This is a genomic window from Bacteroidota bacterium, assembly GCA_021300195.1.
Taxonomy (GTDB): Bacteria; Bacteroidota; Bacteroidia; order J057; family JAJTIE01; genus JAJTIE01.
Genome location: JAJTIE010000071.1, coordinates 1 through 19,462 on the forward strand (window position 1 = coordinate 1; position 19,462 = coordinate 19,462).

12 protein-coding genes and 1 pseudogene are annotated in these 19,462 nt (G+C 57.7%); 5 read left to right on the forward strand and 8 right to left on the reverse strand.

Going from position 1 to position 19,462, the window contains the following annotated elements:
* The 4 genes from LW884_11580 to leuS form a co-directional block, all read right to left on the reverse strand.
* The coding region (locus tag LW884_11580) for a T9SS type A sorting domain-containing protein (protein MCE3008971.1) at nt 1-2,207 on the reverse strand (2,207 nt) is incomplete at its 3' end.
* Between the two features lie 401 nt (nt 2,208-2,608).
* Nucleotides 2,609-2,782: a hypothetical protein gene (locus LW884_11585; protein MCE3008972.1), complete on the reverse strand. Its 174-nt coding sequence runs from the start codon at nt 2,780-2,782 to the stop codon at nt 2,609-2,611.
* Nucleotides 2,751-3,842 (reverse strand): Fic family protein, encoded by a 1,092-nt coding sequence (locus tag LW884_11590; protein MCE3008973.1) that lies wholly within the window; start codon nt 3,840-3,842, stop codon nt 2,751-2,753. The genes LW884_11585 and LW884_11590 overlap by 32 nt, the downstream gene beginning before the upstream one ends.
* Before the next feature lie 100 nt (nt 3,843-3,942).
* On the reverse strand, nt 3,943-6,717 hold the full coding sequence (gene leuS, locus LW884_11595; GenBank protein MCE3008974.1) for a leucine--tRNA ligase: 2,775 nt from the start codon (nt 6,715-6,717) through the stop codon (nt 3,943-3,945).
* A 204-nt stretch (nt 6,718-6,921) separates the two neighbouring features.
* On the opposite strand from leuS, the gene LW884_11600 reads away from it, so the two are divergent.
* The 3 genes and pseudogenes from LW884_11600 to LW884_11610 all read left to right on the forward strand — a co-directional run bounded on the left by LW884_11600 (nt 6,922) and on the right by LW884_11610 (nt 8,960).
* Nucleotides 6,922-7,146, forward strand: a complete 225-nt coding sequence (locus LW884_11600) for a hypothetical protein (GenBank protein ID MCE3008975.1) — start codon at nt 6,922-6,924, stop codon at nt 7,144-7,146.
* Between the two features lie 56 nt (nt 7,147-7,202).
* A pseudogene (gene dcm / locus LW884_11605) lies at nt 7,203-8,180 on the forward strand (DNA (cytosine-5-)-methyltransferase).
* Nucleotides 8,181-8,216: 36 nt separating this feature from the next.
* Entirely contained in the window at nt 8,217-8,960 is a 744-nt protein-coding gene (locus tag LW884_11610; protein MCE3008976.1) for a hypothetical protein, read from the forward strand.
* An 86-nt stretch (nt 8,961-9,046) separates the two neighbouring features.
* Here LW884_11610 and LW884_11615 read toward each other — a convergent pair whose 3' ends face one another.
* The 3 genes from LW884_11615 to LW884_11625 all read right to left on the reverse strand — a co-directional run bounded on the left by LW884_11615 (nt 9,047) and on the right by LW884_11625 (nt 15,881).
* Nucleotides 9,047-12,406 (reverse strand): methylmalonyl-CoA mutase family protein, encoded by a 3,360-nt coding sequence (locus LW884_11615; protein MCE3008977.1) that lies wholly within the window; start codon nt 12,404-12,406, stop codon nt 9,047-9,049.
* A gap of 142 nt (nt 12,407-12,548) precedes the next feature.
* Nucleotides 12,549-13,271: an AhpC/TSA family protein gene (locus LW884_11620; protein ID MCE3008978.1), complete on the reverse strand. Its 723-nt coding sequence runs from the start codon at nt 13,269-13,271 to the stop codon at nt 12,549-12,551.
* 156 nt (nt 13,272-13,427) lie between these two features.
* Entirely contained in the window at nt 13,428-15,881 is a 2,454-nt protein-coding gene (locus tag LW884_11625; protein MCE3008979.1) for an ATP-binding protein, read from the reverse strand.
* A 112-nt stretch (nt 15,882-15,993) separates the two neighbouring features.
* On the opposite strand from LW884_11625, the gene LW884_11630 reads away from it, so the two are divergent.
* Together LW884_11630 and LW884_11635 are read left to right on the forward strand one after the other, a co-directional pair.
* On the forward strand, nt 15,994-17,310 hold the full coding sequence (locus LW884_11630; protein ID MCE3008980.1) for a serine hydroxymethyltransferase: 1,317 nt from the start codon (nt 15,994-15,996) through the stop codon (nt 17,308-17,310).
* Nucleotides 17,311-17,481: 171 nt separating this feature from the next.
* Entirely contained in the window at nt 17,482-18,162 is a 681-nt protein-coding gene (locus LW884_11635) for an ATP-binding protein (GenBank protein MCE3008981.1), read from the forward strand.
* A gap of 97 nt (nt 18,163-18,259) precedes the next feature.
* Here LW884_11635 and LW884_11640 read toward each other — a convergent pair whose 3' ends face one another.
* Nucleotides 18,260-19,288 carry a T9SS type A sorting domain-containing protein gene (locus LW884_11640; protein ID MCE3008982.1) on the reverse strand — a complete coding sequence of 343 codons (1,029 nt, stop codon included), beginning with the start codon at nt 19,286-19,288 and terminating at the stop codon, nt 18,260-18,262.
* Nucleotides 19,289-19,462: the final 174 nt, after the last annotated feature.

Here is a 19,462-nt window from a genome sequence, read left to right on the forward strand (position 1 = left end):
GCAGTGGTGTACACCACGCGGCCCTGCAGGTCGGTCAGCTGTAGGCTGTAGCTGCCGGGGGTGGCTAGGGCTACGTTTAGCTGGCCCGGGCTGGGGTTGGGGTACAGCTGGATGCCGCCTGCGGCCAGGCTAGCGGTGCGGCTAGTGGTAACGGCCACAAAGTTGATGGCGTTGCTCACCTGGTAGTCGCCGTTGGCATCGCGGTAGCTCACGTAATAGGTGCCGTTAGCAGTGGGGGTGAAGGTAACACCCGTGGCATTGACGATGGCCTGCAGGTTGGCATCCAGCCACTGGATGGTAGCGGTGTTAACGCCTGCCGGAGCGCTGAGGCTATTGCTGCCAGCTGTTTGAACAACCTGAACGCTGCTGTTTACGGCATATGCGGTGGCTTTCACAGAGGCTACGGCACCCGTGCAGTTGTGGTTGCTCGTAATACGGGCGTAGAAAGTCGCCGCCTCACCTGCCTGCAGTGTGTAGGCAGGGCTGGTGGTACCAGGATTGCCGAAACTGGTGTTATCGCTGCTCCACTCCAGCTGTTGGCCTGCCTCCAGGGTACCGTCGTAGGTAAACTGTACGCTACCGGCTCCCTGGCGTGCCTGGTCGGCCAGTACGGGGGCGGCGGGCTGAGCTACTGCGGTGCCGGTCAGGATCACTACTTCGCTGGGGCAGCTGCCGTTCCATATACGCACGTAGCGTACCTGGTCGGTACTGGCGGTGGCAAAGCTTACGTCTCCCGTTACGTCTACCCAGCCGGTGGCTGCATTGGCGGTGTTCACCTGTAGCTTTTCGACGGGATTCAAGGCGCGGGTGTTGGTAAAGCTTACGTTGCTACCCAGGCAGGCGCTGGCGGTGGTGGCCGCAAAGGTGGGGGCTGCGGGAGCTTCACAGCCCTGTAGACGCACCAGCCAGTAGTCGCTGGCTCCCCGGTTGGGCGCGGTCTTGTTGCCAGTTTGAAAACTCTGAGATCTGCCGCCCAGCAGGTAGCCGCCGTCGGTAGTGGCTACTATGCTATGTAGCATATCATAGTCAGTGCCGCCATAGGTGCTGTCCCACTGCACCGCGCCCTGGGCATCTATCTTCACTACCCAGTAGTCTTCGCCTCCTCGGTTGGGTGCCGTTTTGTTGCCGCTTGGGGAAGAGAAGGTCACCCCCCCCAGCAGGTAGCCGTCGTCGGTGGCTACTAGGCTATACAGCTCATCATAGCCTGCGCCGCCATAGGTGCGGTCCCACTGCAGCACGCCTATGTCATTTATCTTCACTACCCAGTAGTCCCAGCTGCCCCGGTTGGGCGCGGTCTTGTTGCCATTCATTCCGGAACCGGATTTCCCCCCCAGCAGGTAGCCGCCGGTGGTGGCTACTAGGCTGGTCAGCTCCTCATGGTTTGTGCCGCCATAGGTGCGGTCCCACTGCAGCACGCCATCACCATTTATCTGCACCAGCCAGTAGTCATCGCTGCCCCGTTTGGGGGCGGTCTTGTTGCCGGTATTGGCTTCGGAACCAGAGGTGCCGCCCAGCAGGTAGCCGCCGTTGGCCGTGGCCACCAGGGCTGTCGGCTCATCATCGCTACTGCCGCCATAGGTGCTGTCCCACTGCACCGCGCCCTGGGCATCTATCTTCACCACCCAGTAGTCAAAGCTCCCCCGGTTGGGCGCGGTCTTGTTGCCAGTATTGGCTGGAGACGTCGATCTGCCGCCCAGCAGGTAGCCGCCGTCGGCCGTGGTCACCAAGGCCGTCAGCTCATCATCGCTACTGCCGCCATAGCTGCGGTCCCACAGCAGCACGCCCTGGGCATCTATCTTCACCACCCAGTAGTCAAAGCTCCCCCGGTTGGGCGCGGTCTTGTTGCCAGTATTGGCTGGAGACATAGATTTGCCGCCCAGCAGGTAGCCGCCATCGGCCGTAGATACCAGAGAAGTGAGTAGATCTGCTTGTGAAAAGTATAGAACAGGATTATCAAGGTTGTAGCTGCCGCCATAGGTGCGGTCCCACTCCACCGCGCCCTGGGCATCTATCTTCACTACCCAGTAGTCGTAGTCGCCTCGTCTAGGCGCAGTCTTGTTGCCATTCATGCCCGAAGCGGATCTGCCGCCCAGCAGGTAGCCGCCGTCGGCTGTGGGTAGTATTTCTGTGAGATCTTCATGATTGCTGCCGCCATAGGTGCGGTCCCACAGGATGCGGGGCCCCCTGGGCGCGGCCCTGGCCAGCAAAAACGGTAACTAGCAGCAGGGCTAGTAGCAGCCCCCTGGCTGCGCGGTGTGGAAAACTAAAGGTGGCGTTCATAGCAAAGAAGGTTAAATAATACAAAAAAGGCACACAGCCATGCCAGCGGCAAGCTCGTTGCAAGCTTAATCAATTTTGGAGAGGAAAGCCAACCTCTTGGGGGTCTTTTGAGGGCTGTTTGGGGCTGTTTACCGCCGGGCGGGGTACGAGAGGCCCGTAGCCGCATACGCCCCCCCTGCTAAGCGCACCCCAAAAAGCCCGCATCTTCCGTACGGGCGTATGGGTTCATTTGTGTTCCATAAAAAACAAGCTACGGATTTTGTGTTCCCAAAATAGGCATTTGTGGAACACAAGGCGGGCCTGAGGCGGGTGCACGCCCGGCCTGGCGCTACACCACCACGTTCACAATCTTGCCGGGCACCACAATCACCTTTTTGGCGGGGCCATCGGCCAGGTGCTTCTGTATTTCTTCGGCAGCCAGTACGCGCTCCTCCACCTGGGCGGGGCTCAGGTCTAGCGGCAGCTGTAGCCTAGCTGTTGATGATACTAAGCAGGGGCCCAAAAGCATACTCCGAGGGGCTGCGGCCCCCCCCCCTGTGCACCACTTGTATAATGTGCTGGGCTTCCATAGCCTTTAGCAGCCTGGCGGCACTGGTTTTGGGCACCCGGGCATTGCTATGGAAATGGGTAGAGCTAAAGATGGGGCGCGAAAACAGGTAGTCCAGGCACTGTATGGCCCACTGCGAGCGGGTGGTCTGTGCGATCAGCTGTTTCATGCGCTCGTACAGGTCTATGATTTGGCGTAGCTGGCGGGTGTTAGTCTCGGCCTGTTGTATTACCCCCGTCAGAAAAAAACGGATCCAGTGTGTCCAGGAGCCGGAGTCGGTTACGTGCTTTAGTGCATCGTAATAGGCGGCACGCTGGGCCTCCAGGTACTGGCTCATATAGAATACAGGCTGATGTATGATCCCCTTGTGAAACAGAAAAAGCGGTATCAATATGCGGCCTATACGTCCGTTTCCGTCTATAAATGGGTGCAGGATCTCAAACTGTGCGTGGACAATAGCCAGCTGCACCAGGGTGTCTTTCTCGTCATAGTGTAGGTACTGCTCCCAGTTATTCAGTCCCTGTTGCATAGCGGGTACAGCTGGGGGTACAAAGCGGGCGGTATCCAGGGTACTGCCGGGGACGCCGATCCAGTTCTGTGTACGGCGAAAGTTGCCGGGGTCGCTGTTGGCCCCTCTGGTGCCTTGCAGTAGTATGCGGTGCGTGTCCCGGATGAGGCGGAGCGATAGGGGCAGCTCGGTCAGTTGGTCTCTGGCATAGGTGAGCGCGTTTCGGTAGTTAATCACCTCCTGTATGTCTGCCAGCGGGCCTTCGGGTTGCTGGGGCGAACCCTCGTAGGCCATTACCTGCTCCAGGGTAGCCTGTGTGCCTTCTATCTTGGACGATAGTACGGCTTCCTGTGTGCGCAGGGGCGAGAGCAGCAGGCTGGGGTTCACTACAGATTGTAGCAATCCATCATACCGGGCAATGTGCCGGTTGGCTGCGCCTAGCAAGTCTAGCAGAGCTTCCCACTCCAGACGCTCCGGCGGCAGGGGCATGGGAACGTATGGGTTCATTTGTGTTCCATAAAAAACAAGCTACGGATTTTGTGTTCCAAAAATAGGCATTTGTGGAACACAAGGCGGGCCTGGAGGCGGGTGCACGCCCGGGGTGGCACTACACCACCACGTTCACAATCTTGCCGGGCACCACAATCACCTTTTTAGCGGGGCCATCGGCCAGATGCTTTTGTATTTCTTCGGCAGCCAGTACGCGCTCCTCCACCTGGGCGGGGCTCAGGTCTAGCGGCAGCTGCAGCCGGAAGCGGAGCTTGCCGTTTATGCTAACCGGGTACTCGAAGCTGCGTTCCTGCAGGTAGCGTTCCTCCCACTGGGGGAAGGGGCTGGCAAAGATGGAGCCGGGCTGGCCGGCTCGCTGCCACAGCTCTTCGGCCAGGTGGGGGGCAAAGGGGGCCAGGCACTGCAGGAAGGGCAGCAGCACGGCCTGCTTGCAGCTCTTCAGCTTGTACAGCTCGTTCACCAGGATCATAAACTGGGGTACGGCGGTATTGAAGCTGAGGCGCTCAATGTCCTCGCGGGTTTTTTTGATGGTTTGGTGCAGCAGCTTCAGTTCGGCCTCGGTGGGCGCATCGGGGGTGGCGGCCCAGGCTCCGTGCTCGTCCAGGCACAGGCTCCACACGCGCTTCAGGAAGCCGTATACGCCACTGATGCCCTGGGTGTTCCAGGGCTTGTGCTGCTCCAGCGGGCCCAGAAACATCTCGTACAGGCGGAAGGTATCGGCCCCGTACTGGCGGCAGATGTCGTCCGGGTTCACCACATTCAGCAGCGACTTGCTCATTTTCTCCGTTTCGCGCTTTACGCGAAACACCCCACCCGCTCCGTACTCTATCTGTGCATCGGGGTAGGCAGCGGCCAGGGTGGGGCGCCAGGCCTCTACGTCTAGCAGGTCGTCTTCCACCAGCTTTACGTCCACATGCAGGGCTATGTAGTCGTCGGGCTGGGCTACGCGGTCGGCGCTTACGAATACCTGTTCGGTCTTTTTCTTGTACACCAGGGCACTCACGCCCTGTATCATGCCCTGGTTTACCAGGTGGCGGAAGGGCTCGCGCACGGGGCTGTGGCCCAGGTCGTGCAGGAAGTGGGTCCAGAAGCGGCTATACAGCAGGTGGCCTACGGCATGCTCGGCCCCGCCCACATACAGGTCTACAGGCAGCCACTTTTCCAGCTCGTCGGCAAAGCGGGTGTTGTTTCGGGGGCTTACATAGCGCATAAAGTACCAGCTGCTGCCGGCCCAGCCGGGCATGGTGTCGGTCTCGCGGGGGCCCAGGGGGGTGTTTACCCAGCTTTCTACGGCAGCCAGGGGGCTTTGGCCGGTGCCGGTGGGGCGGTAGCTCTGCACCTGGGGCAGGGTTACGGGCAGCTGCTCCACAGGCACCGGGGTGGGGATGCCGTCCTGGTAGATAATGGGGATGGGCTCGCCCCAGTAGCGCTGGCGGCTGAAGATGGCATCGCGCAGGCGGTAGGTGGTGCGGCGGGTGCCCAGGCCTTTTTCCTCCAGTGCGTGTAGTACGCGCTCTATGGCCTGGGGCACCTGCAGCCCGTTCAGGAAGTCGCTGCTGTGCAGGGTGCCGGTTTTGGCCTCGTAGGCCTGCTGCTGCACATCGGTATCGCTGTGGATAACGGCGCGGATGGGTAGGCCAAAGTGGTGGGCAAAGCGGTGGTCGCGGCTGTCGTGCGCGGGCACGGCCATTACGGCCCCGGTGCCGTAGCCCATCAGCACATAGTCGGCCAGGTAGATGGGCAGGCGCTGGCCGGTGAAGGGGTGCTGCGCCTGGCTGCCGGTGTACACACCGCTCACGCCCTTTACATCGGCCAGTCGGTCTCGCTCGCTGCGGTGGGCGGCCTGGTCTATGTAGGCCACTACCTGTGCCTGCTGGGCGGGGGTGGCCAGGCTGCGTGCCAGGGGGTGCTCGGGGGCTAGTACCAGGCAGCTAACGCCCCACAGGGTGTCGGGCCGGGTGGTGAATACCTCAATGGATTCGGCCTGGCCCTCCAGGGCGAAACGCACGCTGGCTCCGGTGCTTTTGCCTATCCAGTGCCGCTGCATCTCCAGGATGCTGCCGGGCCAGCTGAGGCCCTCCAGGCCCTGCAGCAGCCGCTCGGCATAGGCGGTGATGCGCAGGCTCCACTGGCGCATGGGCCTGCGCTCCACGGGGTGGCCGCCGCGTTCGCTCAGGCCGTCTTTCACTTCCTCGTTGGCCAGCACGGTGCCCAGGGCGGGGCACCAGTTTACCAGCGTTTCGCTCTGGTAGGCCAGGCGGTAGCGTTGCAGGCGTGCCTCCTTTTCGGCGGGGGTATAGGCGTGCCACTGGGCGGCGGTAAAGGCTTCCTCGCTGTCGGTAGCGGCGGCCAGGCCGGTGCTGCCCTGTGTGGCAAAATGGGCTTCCAGCTCGGCTATGGGGCGGGCCTGCTGCCGCTGGGTGTCGTACCAGTGGGCAAAGAGTTGCAGGAAGATCCACTGCGTCCAGCGGTAGTAGTCGGGGTCGCAGGTGCGGATGTCGCTGCCCGGGGTGTGCACCAGGCCCAGCATGTCCAGCTGCCGGCGGTAGGTGGCCACGTTCTGCTCGGTAGTAAGGGCCGGGTGCTGGCCTGTCTGGATGGCGTAGTTTTCGGCCGGGAGGCCAAAGGCGTCGTAGCCCATGGGATGCAGTACCTCGTAGCCCAGCATTTTTCGGTAACGGGCTACAATGTCGGTAGCCACATAGCCCAGGGGGTGGCCCACATGCAGCCCTGCCCCGCTGGGGTAGGGAAACATGTCGAGCACATAGTATTTGGGCTTGCTACTGCGGGGGTCGAATGCCATGAGCTGGCTCTGCTGCCAGTGCTGCTGCCACTTGGCCTCCAGGATGCGAAAGGCGTGCGCGTATTCCATGCTGCAAATAGCGCAATAGAAAGCAAGTTTTGCAAACCCGCGTGTGTATATATACACGGCTGCGCCGCACCCAGCCCTGAGGCCCCGCGCCCATATCGAAACCGTGCAGCACCTAGCCGGGCGTGCACCCGCTTCCAAGCCCGCCTTGTGTTCCACAAATGCCTATTTGTGGAACACAAATGAACCCATACGCATCCATCATCCATGCCCCTGCCGCCGGGGCGTTTGGAGTGGGAAGCCCTGCTAGACTTGCGTGGCGCAGCCAACCGGCATATTACCCGGTATGATGGCTTGCTGCAATCTGTAGTGAACCACAGCCTGCTGCTACTCGGCCGGAAGCTGCGCCCAGACAGAGTGCCCGCGGACCATAAGCAAGCCGGGGACGGGCTGGAAGCGGAGGCTATTCGATACCAGGACAAGACCCATTAAAAAAATGTCGCTTCCTATTGCTGTTTCCCTTTAATGGAACTATTTTTGAATAAAAAATGGAAATCATACGTTTCACTGATCTCTTTTGCGGTGTAGGGGGATTCAGGGTAGCGATGGAGCGAGTTAGTAAAGAATACAATCTGAAATCGGAATGCGTACTTTCTTCCGATATAGATTCCTTTTGCCGATTAAGCTATGAAGCAAACTTTGGAGAATATCCTGACGGAGATATTACAGAAATAGATGAAAAAAATATTCCGGATCATGATATATTATTTGCTGGCTTCCCATGTCAACCCTTCAGTATAATAGGCCAGATGAGGGGCTTCGAGGATACAAGAGGGACACTTTTTTTTTGATATTGCCAGAATACTGAAAGAAAAAAAACCAACAGCCTTTGTACTGGAGAATGTAAAGCAGCTTGTTGGTCACAATGGGGGCAAAACGCTGAAAACCATTCTTAGTTCTCTAAAAGAAATAGGCTATCAGACAGTTATGTATTCAGTCTTGAATGCATTAGACTATGGCCTACCTCAAAAGCGCGAAAGAATAATAATTGTCGGACATCTTGATCCTGTTTTATTTTCGTTTCCTGTTCCTGTACGACCCGTTCCAGCACTAGAAGGTTTTCTGGAAAAAAAGTGGATCAAAAATATTACGCTTCATCTCGAATAGTAGAGAAGCGAAAATCTATGCATCAGGCTATGTGCTATCCCTCTATATGGCACGAGAATAAATCCGGGAATATCTGTTCTTATCCGTATTCTTGTGCGCTTAGGGCGGGTGCTTCTTATAATTACTTACTGGTAAACGGCGAAAGAAGATTAACACCAAGAGAGATGTTTCGGCTTCAGGGATTCCCTGACAGTTACCAACTGATCCACCCTGATGGCCAATTAAGAAAGCAGGCAGGAAACTCTGTACCTGTAAACATGATTGCGTCGGTCATCCGTAAATTATTGCCATTTGTAGCGAAAACACTGAACCCAACACACACATTACAAGAATATAATTTTTGTTATAATCGATCTTAGTCAATGGGAGAAAACAGGAAGCCAAAACTCAGAACAGTGAGCAGAACAGAACAGCCGTTTGCGCTGAACGATTTTCCGCCGAATTTCCCCACAGAGCTCGGGAAGCATGTGCTTGCGCTGATGGCTGCCAGAGAAACCCCTGCTATTGAGGGAAAAGACTGGGAAGAGATATTTGCAAAATGTATCGGGGCAGCCTGGAAACCATCAAATATAGGACTGGATGATGTGGTACTGGGGGATACTGCCTGGGGCCTGAAGTCAGTAAAAAACGAAAATCCATTTCAGTTGAAACGTGTAAGACTCATTTCTGGCCGAAACTCCCCCAATTACTCTTTTGGCGAAAAAATAAGTCAGGAAGAAGATTCGAACAGAGTAGGAAACAGTGTTCTCTCCATCTGGAATGAACGGGTATCAGAGGTTAGAAAGAAATACCGAAATTTAAGAACCGCTGTACTAGTAAAATCCCACTCGCTTGAGAAACTTGTTGTTTTTGAATTCGATACGATTCGATACGATCCAGAATTGTATGACTGGAAATGGAACAAGAATGGAAATCTTGAAGGTTTCTACCGCCAAGACCAATATCATGCTTTTACTTGGCAGCCACATGGCTCTCAGTTTACCATTATAGAAGCGGCACCAGGCAGAAGGCTTTGTCTAACTTTGAAAAGACCTCCAACATTAAATCGGGATAAAATTCTTGAATTGATCGAATTTGATCCGAAAATGGTTGAATTTTCTTATACGCATGATGATCAACTCTTTCGTAAGGAAAGTTGACGAGTGCTCCCTATGCTTATCCATATATAGTGGATAGGCAATAAGTTCATCCCTTAATCATAGAAAAAAAGCCCGGGTTAACAGGGCTACATATTCCGGCGGTACTGGCCACCCACCTGGTACAGGGCTTGGCTCATCTGGCCCAGGGTGCACCACCTGGCGGCGTCCATCAGGGCTGCAAAGAGGTTGCCATGGGTAACGGCGGTATGCTGCAGGTGCTGCATGGCCTGGCTGGCCTCGGGGGCATTGCGCTGCTGCTGGGCCTGTACGGCCTGTATCTGCGCCTCCTTCTCCTCGGTGGTGGCGCGGATTACCTCGCCGGGTATCAGGGTAGGGCTTCCGTCCTTGCTCAGGAAGGTATTGACGCCGATAATGGGTAGCTCGCCCGTGTGCTTTTGCATCTCGTAGTGCAGGCTCTCTTCCTGTATCTTGTTGCGCTGATACATGGTCTCCATGGCACCCAGCACGCCACCGCGCTCGCTTATGCGGCGAAACTCGGCCAGCACGGCTTCTTCCACCAGGTCGGTCAGCTCCTCTATGATGAAGCTGCCCTGCAGGGGGTTTTCGTTTTTGGCCAGGCCCAGCTCGCGGTTTATAATGAGCTGGATGGCCATGGCCCGGCGTACGCTCTCCTCGGTGGGGGTGGTTATGGCCTCGTCGTAGGCGTTGGTGTGCAGGCTGTTGCAGTTATCGTATATGGCATAGAGGGCCTGCAGGGTGGTGCGTATGTCGTTGAAGTCGATCTCCTGGGCATGCAGGCTGCGTCCGCTGGTCTGTATATGGTACTTCAGCATCTGGCTGCGTGCATCGGCCCCATATTTGTTGCGCATGGCCTTGGCCCATATGCGGCGGGCTACGCGGCCTATCACGCTGTACTCGGGGTCCATGCCGTTGCTAAAGAAGAAGCTGAGGTTGGGGGCAAAGGCATTGATGTCCATGCCCCGGCTCAGGTAGTACTCCACGTAGGTAAATCCATTGCTGAGGGTGAGGGCCAGCTGGGTGATGGGGTTGGCCCCGGCCTCGCTAATGTGGTAGCCGCTGATGGATACGCTGTAGAAATTGCGCACCTGCTGGTCGATAAAGTACTGCTGGATGTCGCCCATCATGCGCAGGGCAAACTCGGTACTGAAGATGCAGGTGTTTTGGGCTTGGTCTTCCTTCAGGATGTCGGCCTGCACGGTGCCGCGCACAGACTGTAGTGCCTGGGTGCGCAGGCGGGCATATACGTCGGCCGGCAGCACCTGGTCTCCGGTTACCCCCAGCAGCAGCAGGCCCAGGCCGTTGTTGCCCTGGGGCAGTGCGCCCTGGTAGCGGGGGCGCTCGGCACCCCTCGCAGCATAGATAGCCGCAATCTTCTGCTCCACCTCGGCCTCCAGGCCATTTTGCTTGATGTAGAGCTCGCACTGCTGGTCTATGGCGGCGTTCAGGAAGAAGCTGAGCAGCATGGGGGCTGGCCCGTTGATGGTCATGCTCACGCTGGTGGTGGGGGCACACAGGTCGAAGCCGGAATACAGCTTCTTGGCATCATCCAGGCTGGCAATAGAGACACCGCTGTTGCCAATCTTGCCGTAGATGTCGGGCCGGTGGTGGGGGTCTTCGCCGTACAGGGTTACGCTGTCGAAGGCAGTGCTGAGGCGGGCGGCGGGCATGCCCAAGCTCACGTAGTGGAAGCGCTTGTTCGTCCGCTCGGGGCCCCCCTCACCGGCAAACATACGGGTGGGGTCCTCGCCCGTGCGCTTGAAGGGGTATACCCCGCCTGCGTAGGGGAACTCGCCGGGCACGTTCTCGGTCAGCACCCAGCGCAGGATGTCGCCCCAGTCTTGGTACTTGGGCAGTACTACCTTGGGTATCTGCAGGTGGCTCAGGCTTTCGGTATGGTTGCGTACCTTGATCTCCTTGCCCCGCACCGTGTAGGTGTAGTACTCACCCTTGTACTGGTCGTGCTTGGCCTCCCAGCCGACCAGGATACTGCGACAGCTGGCATCCAGGCGATCCCACACCTTGTCGTAGAGTATTTTTACAGCTGCGGATTCACTGCCCTCTCTCTCCAGCAGGTGCAGGCTGCCGTGCAGCTGATAGGCCTGGCGTGCCAGCCCAGCCTGGCGGTCTACCCACTGGTTGTAGCGGTCGCTTTCTTCGGCTATCTCGGCCAGGTAGCGGGTGCGGTCGGGGGGGATGATGTAGATCTTTTCGCTAGGTAGCTGGGCCAGGTCGAAGCCACTCTTCAGGTCGGCACCGGTGCGTGCCACCAGGGTGTCCATTATGGCGCGGTACAGGGTGTTCATGCCCGGGTCGTTAAACTGGCTGGCTATGGTGCCATACACGGGCATCTGCTCCAGGGGCTGCTCCCACAGCTGGCGGCTGCGCTGGTAGGTTTTGGCTACATCGCGCTGCGCGTCCAGGGCTCCGCGTTTGTCAAACTTGTTGATGGCGATGAGGTCGGCGTAGTCGATCATGTCGATCTTCTCCAGCTGGGTGGCGGCACCAAACTCGGGGGTCATTACATACAGGGCTACGTCGGCCACCTCGGTTATCTGGCTATCGCTCTGGCCTATGCCGGCTGTTTCTACGATCACCAGGTCGTACTCGGCGGCGCGTACCACTGCAATGGCATCGCGCACATGGCGGCTGAGGCTGATGTTGGCCTCGCGGGTAGCGAAGCTGCGCATGAAAACCCGGCTGCTGAAGATGCTGTTCATGCGGATGCGGTCGCCCAGCAGGGCCCCCCCACTTTTTCGCTTGCTGGGGTCCACACTGAGTATGGCCACGGTCTTATCCGGGAAGTCCAGCAGGTAGCGGCGCACCAGCTCGTCCGTCAGGCTGCTTTTGCCGGCACCGCCGGTGCCGGTTATTCCCAGGATGGGGATGTTCTTGGTGGACGTGGGCAGGCTGGCCAGCACCTGTTTGGCCTGGTTTTCATCATTTTCTACCAGGCTGATGGTGCGGGCTATGGCCAGGGGGTTTTTGTCCTGCAGCCGTTTCACCTCTCCATTCAGGCTAGCCACGGTCAGGAAGTCGCTCTGCTCCAGCAGGTTGTTTATCATACCCTGCAGGCCCAGGGCTCGTCCGTCGTCTGGGCTGTAGATGCGGGCTATGCCATAGGCATGCAGTTCGGCAATCTCCTCGGGCAGGATGGTCCCTCCCCCGCCACCGAAAATGCGTATATGACTAGCTCCCCGCTGCTTCAGCAGGTCGTACATGTACTTGAAGTACTCTACGTGGCCGCCCTGGTAGCTGGTGATGGCTATGGCCTGGGCGTCCTCTTGTATGGCGGCATTTACCACTTCCTCGGCCGACCGGTTGTGGCCCAGGTGGATGACCTCGGCCCCGCTGCCCTGCAGGATGCGGCGCATGATGTTGATGGCAGCATCGTGCCCATCGAACAGGCTGGCGGCGGTAACGATGCGTACCTGGTGCTTGGTTTTATAGGGGGCTACAGCTTGCATATCTCGTGGCTATGGCACAAAAGTACGAATAAGCGCTCCGCTGCCCAAGGGGTGCGCGTGTGGCGCTGGTTAGGCAAAATAGAAATGCCCGTGCGATGGGCACGGGCATGGGTGTTTCTGGGAGTCTGACGGGCGGATGTCCTTACAGCGTCTTGAGCACTTTAACAATATCCGCAGGTTCGGCACGCTTGGTCCAGTTCACGTCCAGGTAGGCATACTTTACGATACCGTCTTTGCCGATCAAATAGGTGGCCGCCAGCGGTAGCTCGTAGTAGCCTTTATCCTTGTTGTAGTAGTTTTCGAAGCCTACCATTTTGCTTAGGTCAGCCTGTACTTCTGGGGTTATTTTATAGAGCACCTTGTAGTCGCCTGCCACCTTAGCACTCGGGTCAGTCAGCACCTCGTAGCTCAGCTTTTTGCGCTCCTTCAGCGTTAGGCTGCTATCGGGCAGCTGAGGAGACAGGGCCACCAGGGTAGCATTGTAGCGCTTGAAGTCGGGCAGCGACTGCTGCAGGTAGGCCAGCTGTACGTTGCAGAAGGGGCACCAGCTACCACGGTAGAAAGTGAGGATAACCGGGCCATCTTTCAGCATTTTTTTCAGGCTTACTTGCTTGCCGGCGGCATTAGTCAAGTGGAAGTCGGGGGCCTTCTGGCCAACCTGCACGGCATTTTTTACGATGCCCGAGGCTTCCAGCGCTTGCATCTGAGCTCCGAAGTCACCCATTATCTCTTCCGGGATGTGGGGTGCCAGCTGGGCGGATGTCTGCTCCAGTGCCTCTTTTTGATTCGCGGGTGCCTTGGCCGTTTGTGCATTGGCAAAACCTGCGAGTGCGAGTAAAACGATAAGATAGAATTGCTTTTTCATAAAACTGTAAATTCAGAAATTTGGGTTAAAAGATTCACATGAAACCAATGTTTTGAACACTTGGTTCCGTGAGACCCCAAAAAACTGGTGCGGGTGCCGTACCAGAGTACGCCCGGCACATGGCCGTGTCCACAAAGTCTGTCAGGTAGGGTGGGGCTAGGCCTCCCCGCCTGCCAGCGGCAGCAATACCCGAAACTCGGTTTGGCCGGGCCTGCTCTCCAGCTCTATATAGCCCCCGTAGGTTTCCAAAATTTTTTTGCAAATATCCAGGCCCAGGCCTGTACCCTCGCCTGCCCCCTTTGTGGTAAAGAAGGGCTCAAAGATTTTTTGCTGTAGCTCCTCTGGTACACCTGGGCCATTGTCCACGATCCGTACAATGGCTTGGCCAGCCTGCTGATCCAGCACTATGCGCATCTGGCCGTGGTACTTCATGGCCTGCAGGCTGTTGCTGATCAGGTTGGTCCATATCTGGCCCAGGGCATCCGGGTTAGCCAGCACAATGGGCCGTGCCAGCACGTCAAACTCCACCTCCACACCCTGCTTCATCTGGCCCTGGTACAGGGTCAGGATGGTATCTATATTCTGGGCCAGGTCTACCGCCACGTAGTATTCGCTGCGCTCTGCCCGGCTGTAGTTCTTCAGTGCATATACTATTTTCTTGGTCTTGTCCGAAGCGATGGATATGTTTTCCACGTTCGCCCGAATCTGGCAGACTGCATAGATCAGCTGGCTCACTTCGCGGCTATACTCACTTGTCAGCAGGGTTATTTCCTCCAGCGTGTCGTGCCTGTATCCGCTCTCCACCAGGGTTTGGGCGTAGGTTTCCGGCTCTGGCACGCCTCTTTCTTCCAGGTGCTGGGCGAGGGCTTTGCGCAGCTGGCGCTGCTCGCGGCTGGTGAGGGGGGCCTTATCTGCACTTGGTGCAAGCAGCTTGTCCAGCAGGGCGGTTAGCTCCCCGGTCAGGCGCTGTGGCATCCGCTGCAGTAGGGCCGGAAAGCCGGAAACCACAGTCGGCAGGTTATCCAGCAGGTTGTCGGCACTGGCACGCACGGCCCCTATCGGTGTGTTTATTTCGTGCGCCACACCTGCCACCAGCACACCCAAGGTGACCATTTTTTCGCGCAGCACCAGCTGGTTCTGGGTGGCCTTCACCTCATCCATAGCGTGCTCCAGTGCAGCAGTGCGCTCGGCCACGCGCTGTTCCAGGTTTTCGTTCAGGCGTTCCAGCTCCAGCTGCGCGCGTGTCATTTCTTCTTGCGCGGCCTTCAGCTCCTCGTAGTTTTGGCGTAGCTCTTCCTCGTGCTGCTGCAGCTGCTGGTTCTTCTGCTGCGTTTCGTTCAGCAATAGCCGGATGCGCTGATTGGCCACCGCACTCTGCAGGTTGGCCGCTATGGCCGCGCAGGCTGTGCTCAGCAGGTTCATGTGCTCCTCGCTTATAGCCTCCAGGGCCACCAGTTCCAGCGCCCCATACACCTGGCCCTGGTACACCAGGGGCTGGATGTAGTAGTGCCGGGGCACAACCGATACCAGGCTGGTGGCCACATAGGTGTCGAGCTTGTCATCCAGCACCAGGTACCGGTCTTGCCTGTCTTTCAGGCATTGGCCCAGCAGTCCCTCGCCTTCGTGTATTTCTGCGGCCCCATTCACGGGTATGGCATGGCCCGCCACCTGGCGCAGCAGGTGGTTTGGAGCCTCGGCCTCCGCTACGTACAGGCTGGCATGGGTGGCACCCACGGCGGTGGCCAGGTAGTCCAGGATGGGGGCACCCCATGCCTGCAGGTCCATACCTGCCCCCCAGCGCGAAAGCTCGGCCACCCTGGCTGCTGACTGCTCCAGCCTGTGCTGCCGGGCTATCAGCATCCCCTTCTCCTCCAGCTCGCGCGCCTGCACGAGCAGCACCTGCTGGGTCTGCCGCATTTGCTCCTGGGTAGCAAACAGCTCTTCGTTGTTTTGGCGTAACTCCTCCTGCTGTACCTCCATCTCCTGCGACTGCTGCTGCACGGCAGCCAGTGCCCGGGTCGTTTCGGCCATGCTGTGTGCATACTGCGTCCGGCGCTTGTTCAGCACCACAATCATGCCCAGGGCCACCATGGCAAGCACCATGTAGGGAATAAAGGCAGGCGTAAGGGGGTAAAGAAAACCGTAGCCAAACAGGAAATGTAAGCCCGCCACGATCTCTTGCAAAAACACCGCGTTGACCAGCATAACAGCCTGGTGCACGTATATCCACCGGCTACTATGCGGGAAGGTGACCGAGGAGATGACCATAAAGGCCACACAAACGATCCGGATATCCATGTAATTCACGCTAGAAACCGCAACCGAGGCTAGCGCTACGTTGAACAGATAGCTCTCGGAAAAGAGGTTGCGGGCAAGCTGATAGTACCGCCTGTGATTGAGATAAATGCAGCAGGCACTGAGCAGGGCCCACGAGAAAAGCAAGAGAAGGGAGATAGACAGGCCGAAAACCGGAGCCGTGGAAGCCATGGCAACCAGCATGTAGCCCACCATGACGAGGGCAAAAACATTCAGCATGGATACGTTCTGCCGGGTTTCCGTATCCAGGCCCGGGTGTATGCCCGCCTGTAAGATTCGCTTGAGTATGGCCATGTTGGCTTGACGTATGGGGTATGAGGAAGCGAATTAAACAGCTTTCCGCAAAAACCCGCTAATCTTGTGGTTACCGATCGGGTTTGCGAAATTGCGGGATCAAATTCAGCTTATGTATCCACAAGGAATAGGCATTGGCGCCCGGGATGAGATCTTCGGCATCATAGAGCAAGAACTGCACCGCCAGCAGGAGGGGATTGAACTGATTGCAAGTGAGAACTTTGTGAGTCCCTCCGTTATGCAGGCCATGGGCACCTGCCTGACCAACAAGTATGCCGAGGGGCTACCAGGCAAGCGCTACTACGGGGGCTGCCAGTACGTAGACCTGGCAGAGGACCTGGCCCGCGAGCGGCTGAAAAAACTGTTTGGTGCCGAATGGGCGAACGTACAGCCCCACAGCGGTGCCCAGGCCAATGCTGCCGTGATGCTGGGTGTGCTAAAGCCCGGCGACAAGATTATGGGCTTTGACCTGAGCCACGGCGGGCACCTTACGCATGGCAGTCCTGTAAACTTCAGCGGCAAGCTATACCAGCCCGTGTTCTACGGCGTAGAGCGAGAGACCGGCCGTATCAACTACGACACCATCCGCAGGCTGGCCGATCAGGAACGGCCCAGGCTACTCATTGCCGGAGCCAGCAGCTATAGCCGAGATTGGGACTACCGGCAGATGCGCGAGATAGCCGATAGCGTGGGGGCCCTGCTGATGGCAGACATAGCCCACCCGGCTGGCATAATCGCCGTAGGCCTACTGAACGATCCGCTGCCCCACTGCCACATCGTTACCAGCACCACCCACAAAACCCTGCGTGGGCCACGGGGCGGAATCATCCTGATGGGCAAGGACTTTGAAAACCCAATGGGGCAAAAAGACCCCAAGGGCAACCTGAAGCCCATGAGTGCCATACTGGACGGTGCCGTGTTTCCGGGCACCCAGGGCGGGCCGCTCATGCATGTTATTGCAGCCAAGGCGGTCGCCTTTGGCGAGGCACTGCACCCCAGTTTTGCCGTCTACCAGAAGCAGACCCGGGCCAACGCCCAGGCCATGGCTGCGGCCTTCTCCAGCCGGGGATACGAAATCATCAGCGGAGGAACTGACAATCACTGCATCCTGATCGACCTCCGGAACAAGAACCTGACCGGAAAGCTGGCCGAAAACACCCTGGTGAAAGCCGATATTACCGTAAACAAGAACATGGTACCCTTCGATACACAAAGCCCTTTTGTTACCAGTGGCATCCGCATAGGCACGCCGGCTATTACCAGCCGTGGACTGACAGAAGCGCAGATGGACGGCATTGTGGACCTGATAGACCGGGTACTGAAAAAACCCGAGGACGAAGCAAACCTGAAAGCCGTAAAGGCGGAGGTAAACCGGCTGATGGAAAACTACCCCCTACCCTACAGCCACCAGGTAGTAACCACCCGATAACCACTACCCTAAGCACCTGGGGGCTAGTAGCGCCCAGGTACCGTTCGGCGTGCTTTATTGGCGGCCCAGGCCCGTAGTGCAACGGCTGGGCAGCAAAAGCGAACTTTGCGCAGCCAGTTGCGTAGGAATTATCGTGTAGAAGCTTTTTTGGGGGCCGCATTCATATACGCAATGCCCGAAAATAAACGTATCTACTATAACTCAATTCCCTCGCATATGTTCTTTGCCGTGCATCCGCTGAAAAAAATGATCCTGGAGGGCGAGGGGGTAACCCAGGATTTCAAAAAAACCATCACCAACCCACGCAAGATTGCCAAAAGCCTCGTAGCCTTTGCCAACACACGGGGCGGCCGCCTGCTGGTGGGAGTGCGAGACAATGGTAGCATTGCCGGTGCCGACGTGCATGAGGAGGGCCACATGATAGAGGCTGCTGCCAACTTTTTTTGCGACCCCCCGATACGGTATGAGCTATTTCAGCACGAATACCAGGGGCTGCGCGTGCTGGAGGTGGTGATACCCGAAAGCCGGACCAAGCCCCACCGGGCCAAGGGGGAAGACGACCGCTGCATGGTATACATCCGCGTGAATGACAAGAGCGTGCTGGCCAGCAAGGTGGTGGTGGATGTACTGCGGCGCGAAGCAGCGGGCGAACCTACTGTAATAGCGTACACGGATAAGGAACAGGCCCTGCTAGACTACCTGGCCCGCCATGAGCGCATTAGCCTGGCAGAGTATGTGCGGCTGGTAAACACCAGCCGCCGCACCGCACTGCGTAGCCTGGTCAACCTGGTAGCCGCCGGGGTGGTTCGTGTACACCACACCGAAAGCCCTGAGTTCTACACGCTAGCCTAGCTTCTACGGCCTGGTACCTGCCCCACCTGGAGTAAGTGCGCACCGGGGAAGCCCATTCAGCTGAGTTAAGCTGCAAGCACCGGCCGTGGCCGGACTGCTAGTCGGCCAGGATGAACTTCTGGAACGCCCCACCATTCAGCGAGAGGAAATAAACACCGGACGGAAGCGGCAGTGCCAGGCTGTAGGTAGGCTGGGCGGGCTGTACCACCTGCTGGCTATACACAGTCTGACCCTGCAGGTTCCGCACTTCCAGCTGGTGGATGGGTGCGCTAGCCCGGAGTGTAACGAGGCCTGAGGCTGGATTGGGATAGAGAGCAAAGGTGCCAGCCGCTCTGCGCGGCGCGCGGCCTACAGGCGGCTCCGGCCTATCCAGCACCAGCCGGTACACACCTATGCGCGAGGCAAAATACAGTACCTCGGCCGTATCGGTCTCCACCACCAGCAGGTCTTGTACATACATGTCGCCCAGCTCTGCCGTACTGCTATCCAGCACCCAGGCGGTATCGGCATACGTGGCCTGGTAGTAAAAGAGCGGCCCACCCTGCGTACCATTCAGCGAACCCGTAGCATACAGCCGGCCCGGAAACACCCTGCTCTCACGTATAGACTGGATATAGGAATAATTGTCAAATGTTTGTTCTGCCCAGCTATTTCCCCCATCACGAGAGGAAATAATCCGGCCCTCCATACCCACCCATAGGGGGGTGCCAGCACCGGTACCAAACGTAAGTGTATTCACGGCATTGTTCATGGGGTCTGGCAGGCTTACCGTCGTCCAGGTCTCTCCCCAGTCTACGGATTTCCACAGGAAGGCACTAAACAACGCAAGCTCCCCACCGGCATAGATTACATTCGGGTTGGCGGTGTCTATCACCAGGGTAGTGCTTTGGTAGCCAAAGTCGTCCCACTCGCCCCGCTTCAGCGTCCAGGTCTGGCCACGGTCTGTGGACTTGGCTATGGCAAAAGAAGCCTTGGCAAACAAGGTATCGGGCGTATCCGGGTGTGCGGTAATCTGGAAGCAGACCTTAGTGGTACTACTGCCTCCAAATCCATTCTGGTAGTCACTCCAGGTAGCTCCATTGTCCAGGGTGCGCCGCAGGGAAACCGGGCTTACATTTAAGCACACAATAAATTCTCCTGGGGCCAGACGAATAAATCGTTGGGGCTTGACTAGCAGGTTTTCTTAGAAGTTGTTATTTTTTCTATAAAAAACTCCTCTGTTGGTGATGCCTGGCGTGTGGAAATGGTGGAAAAGGCTCGCCAATCAATAATTTCAAGAAGAGCCTTTTCCACATTTCCA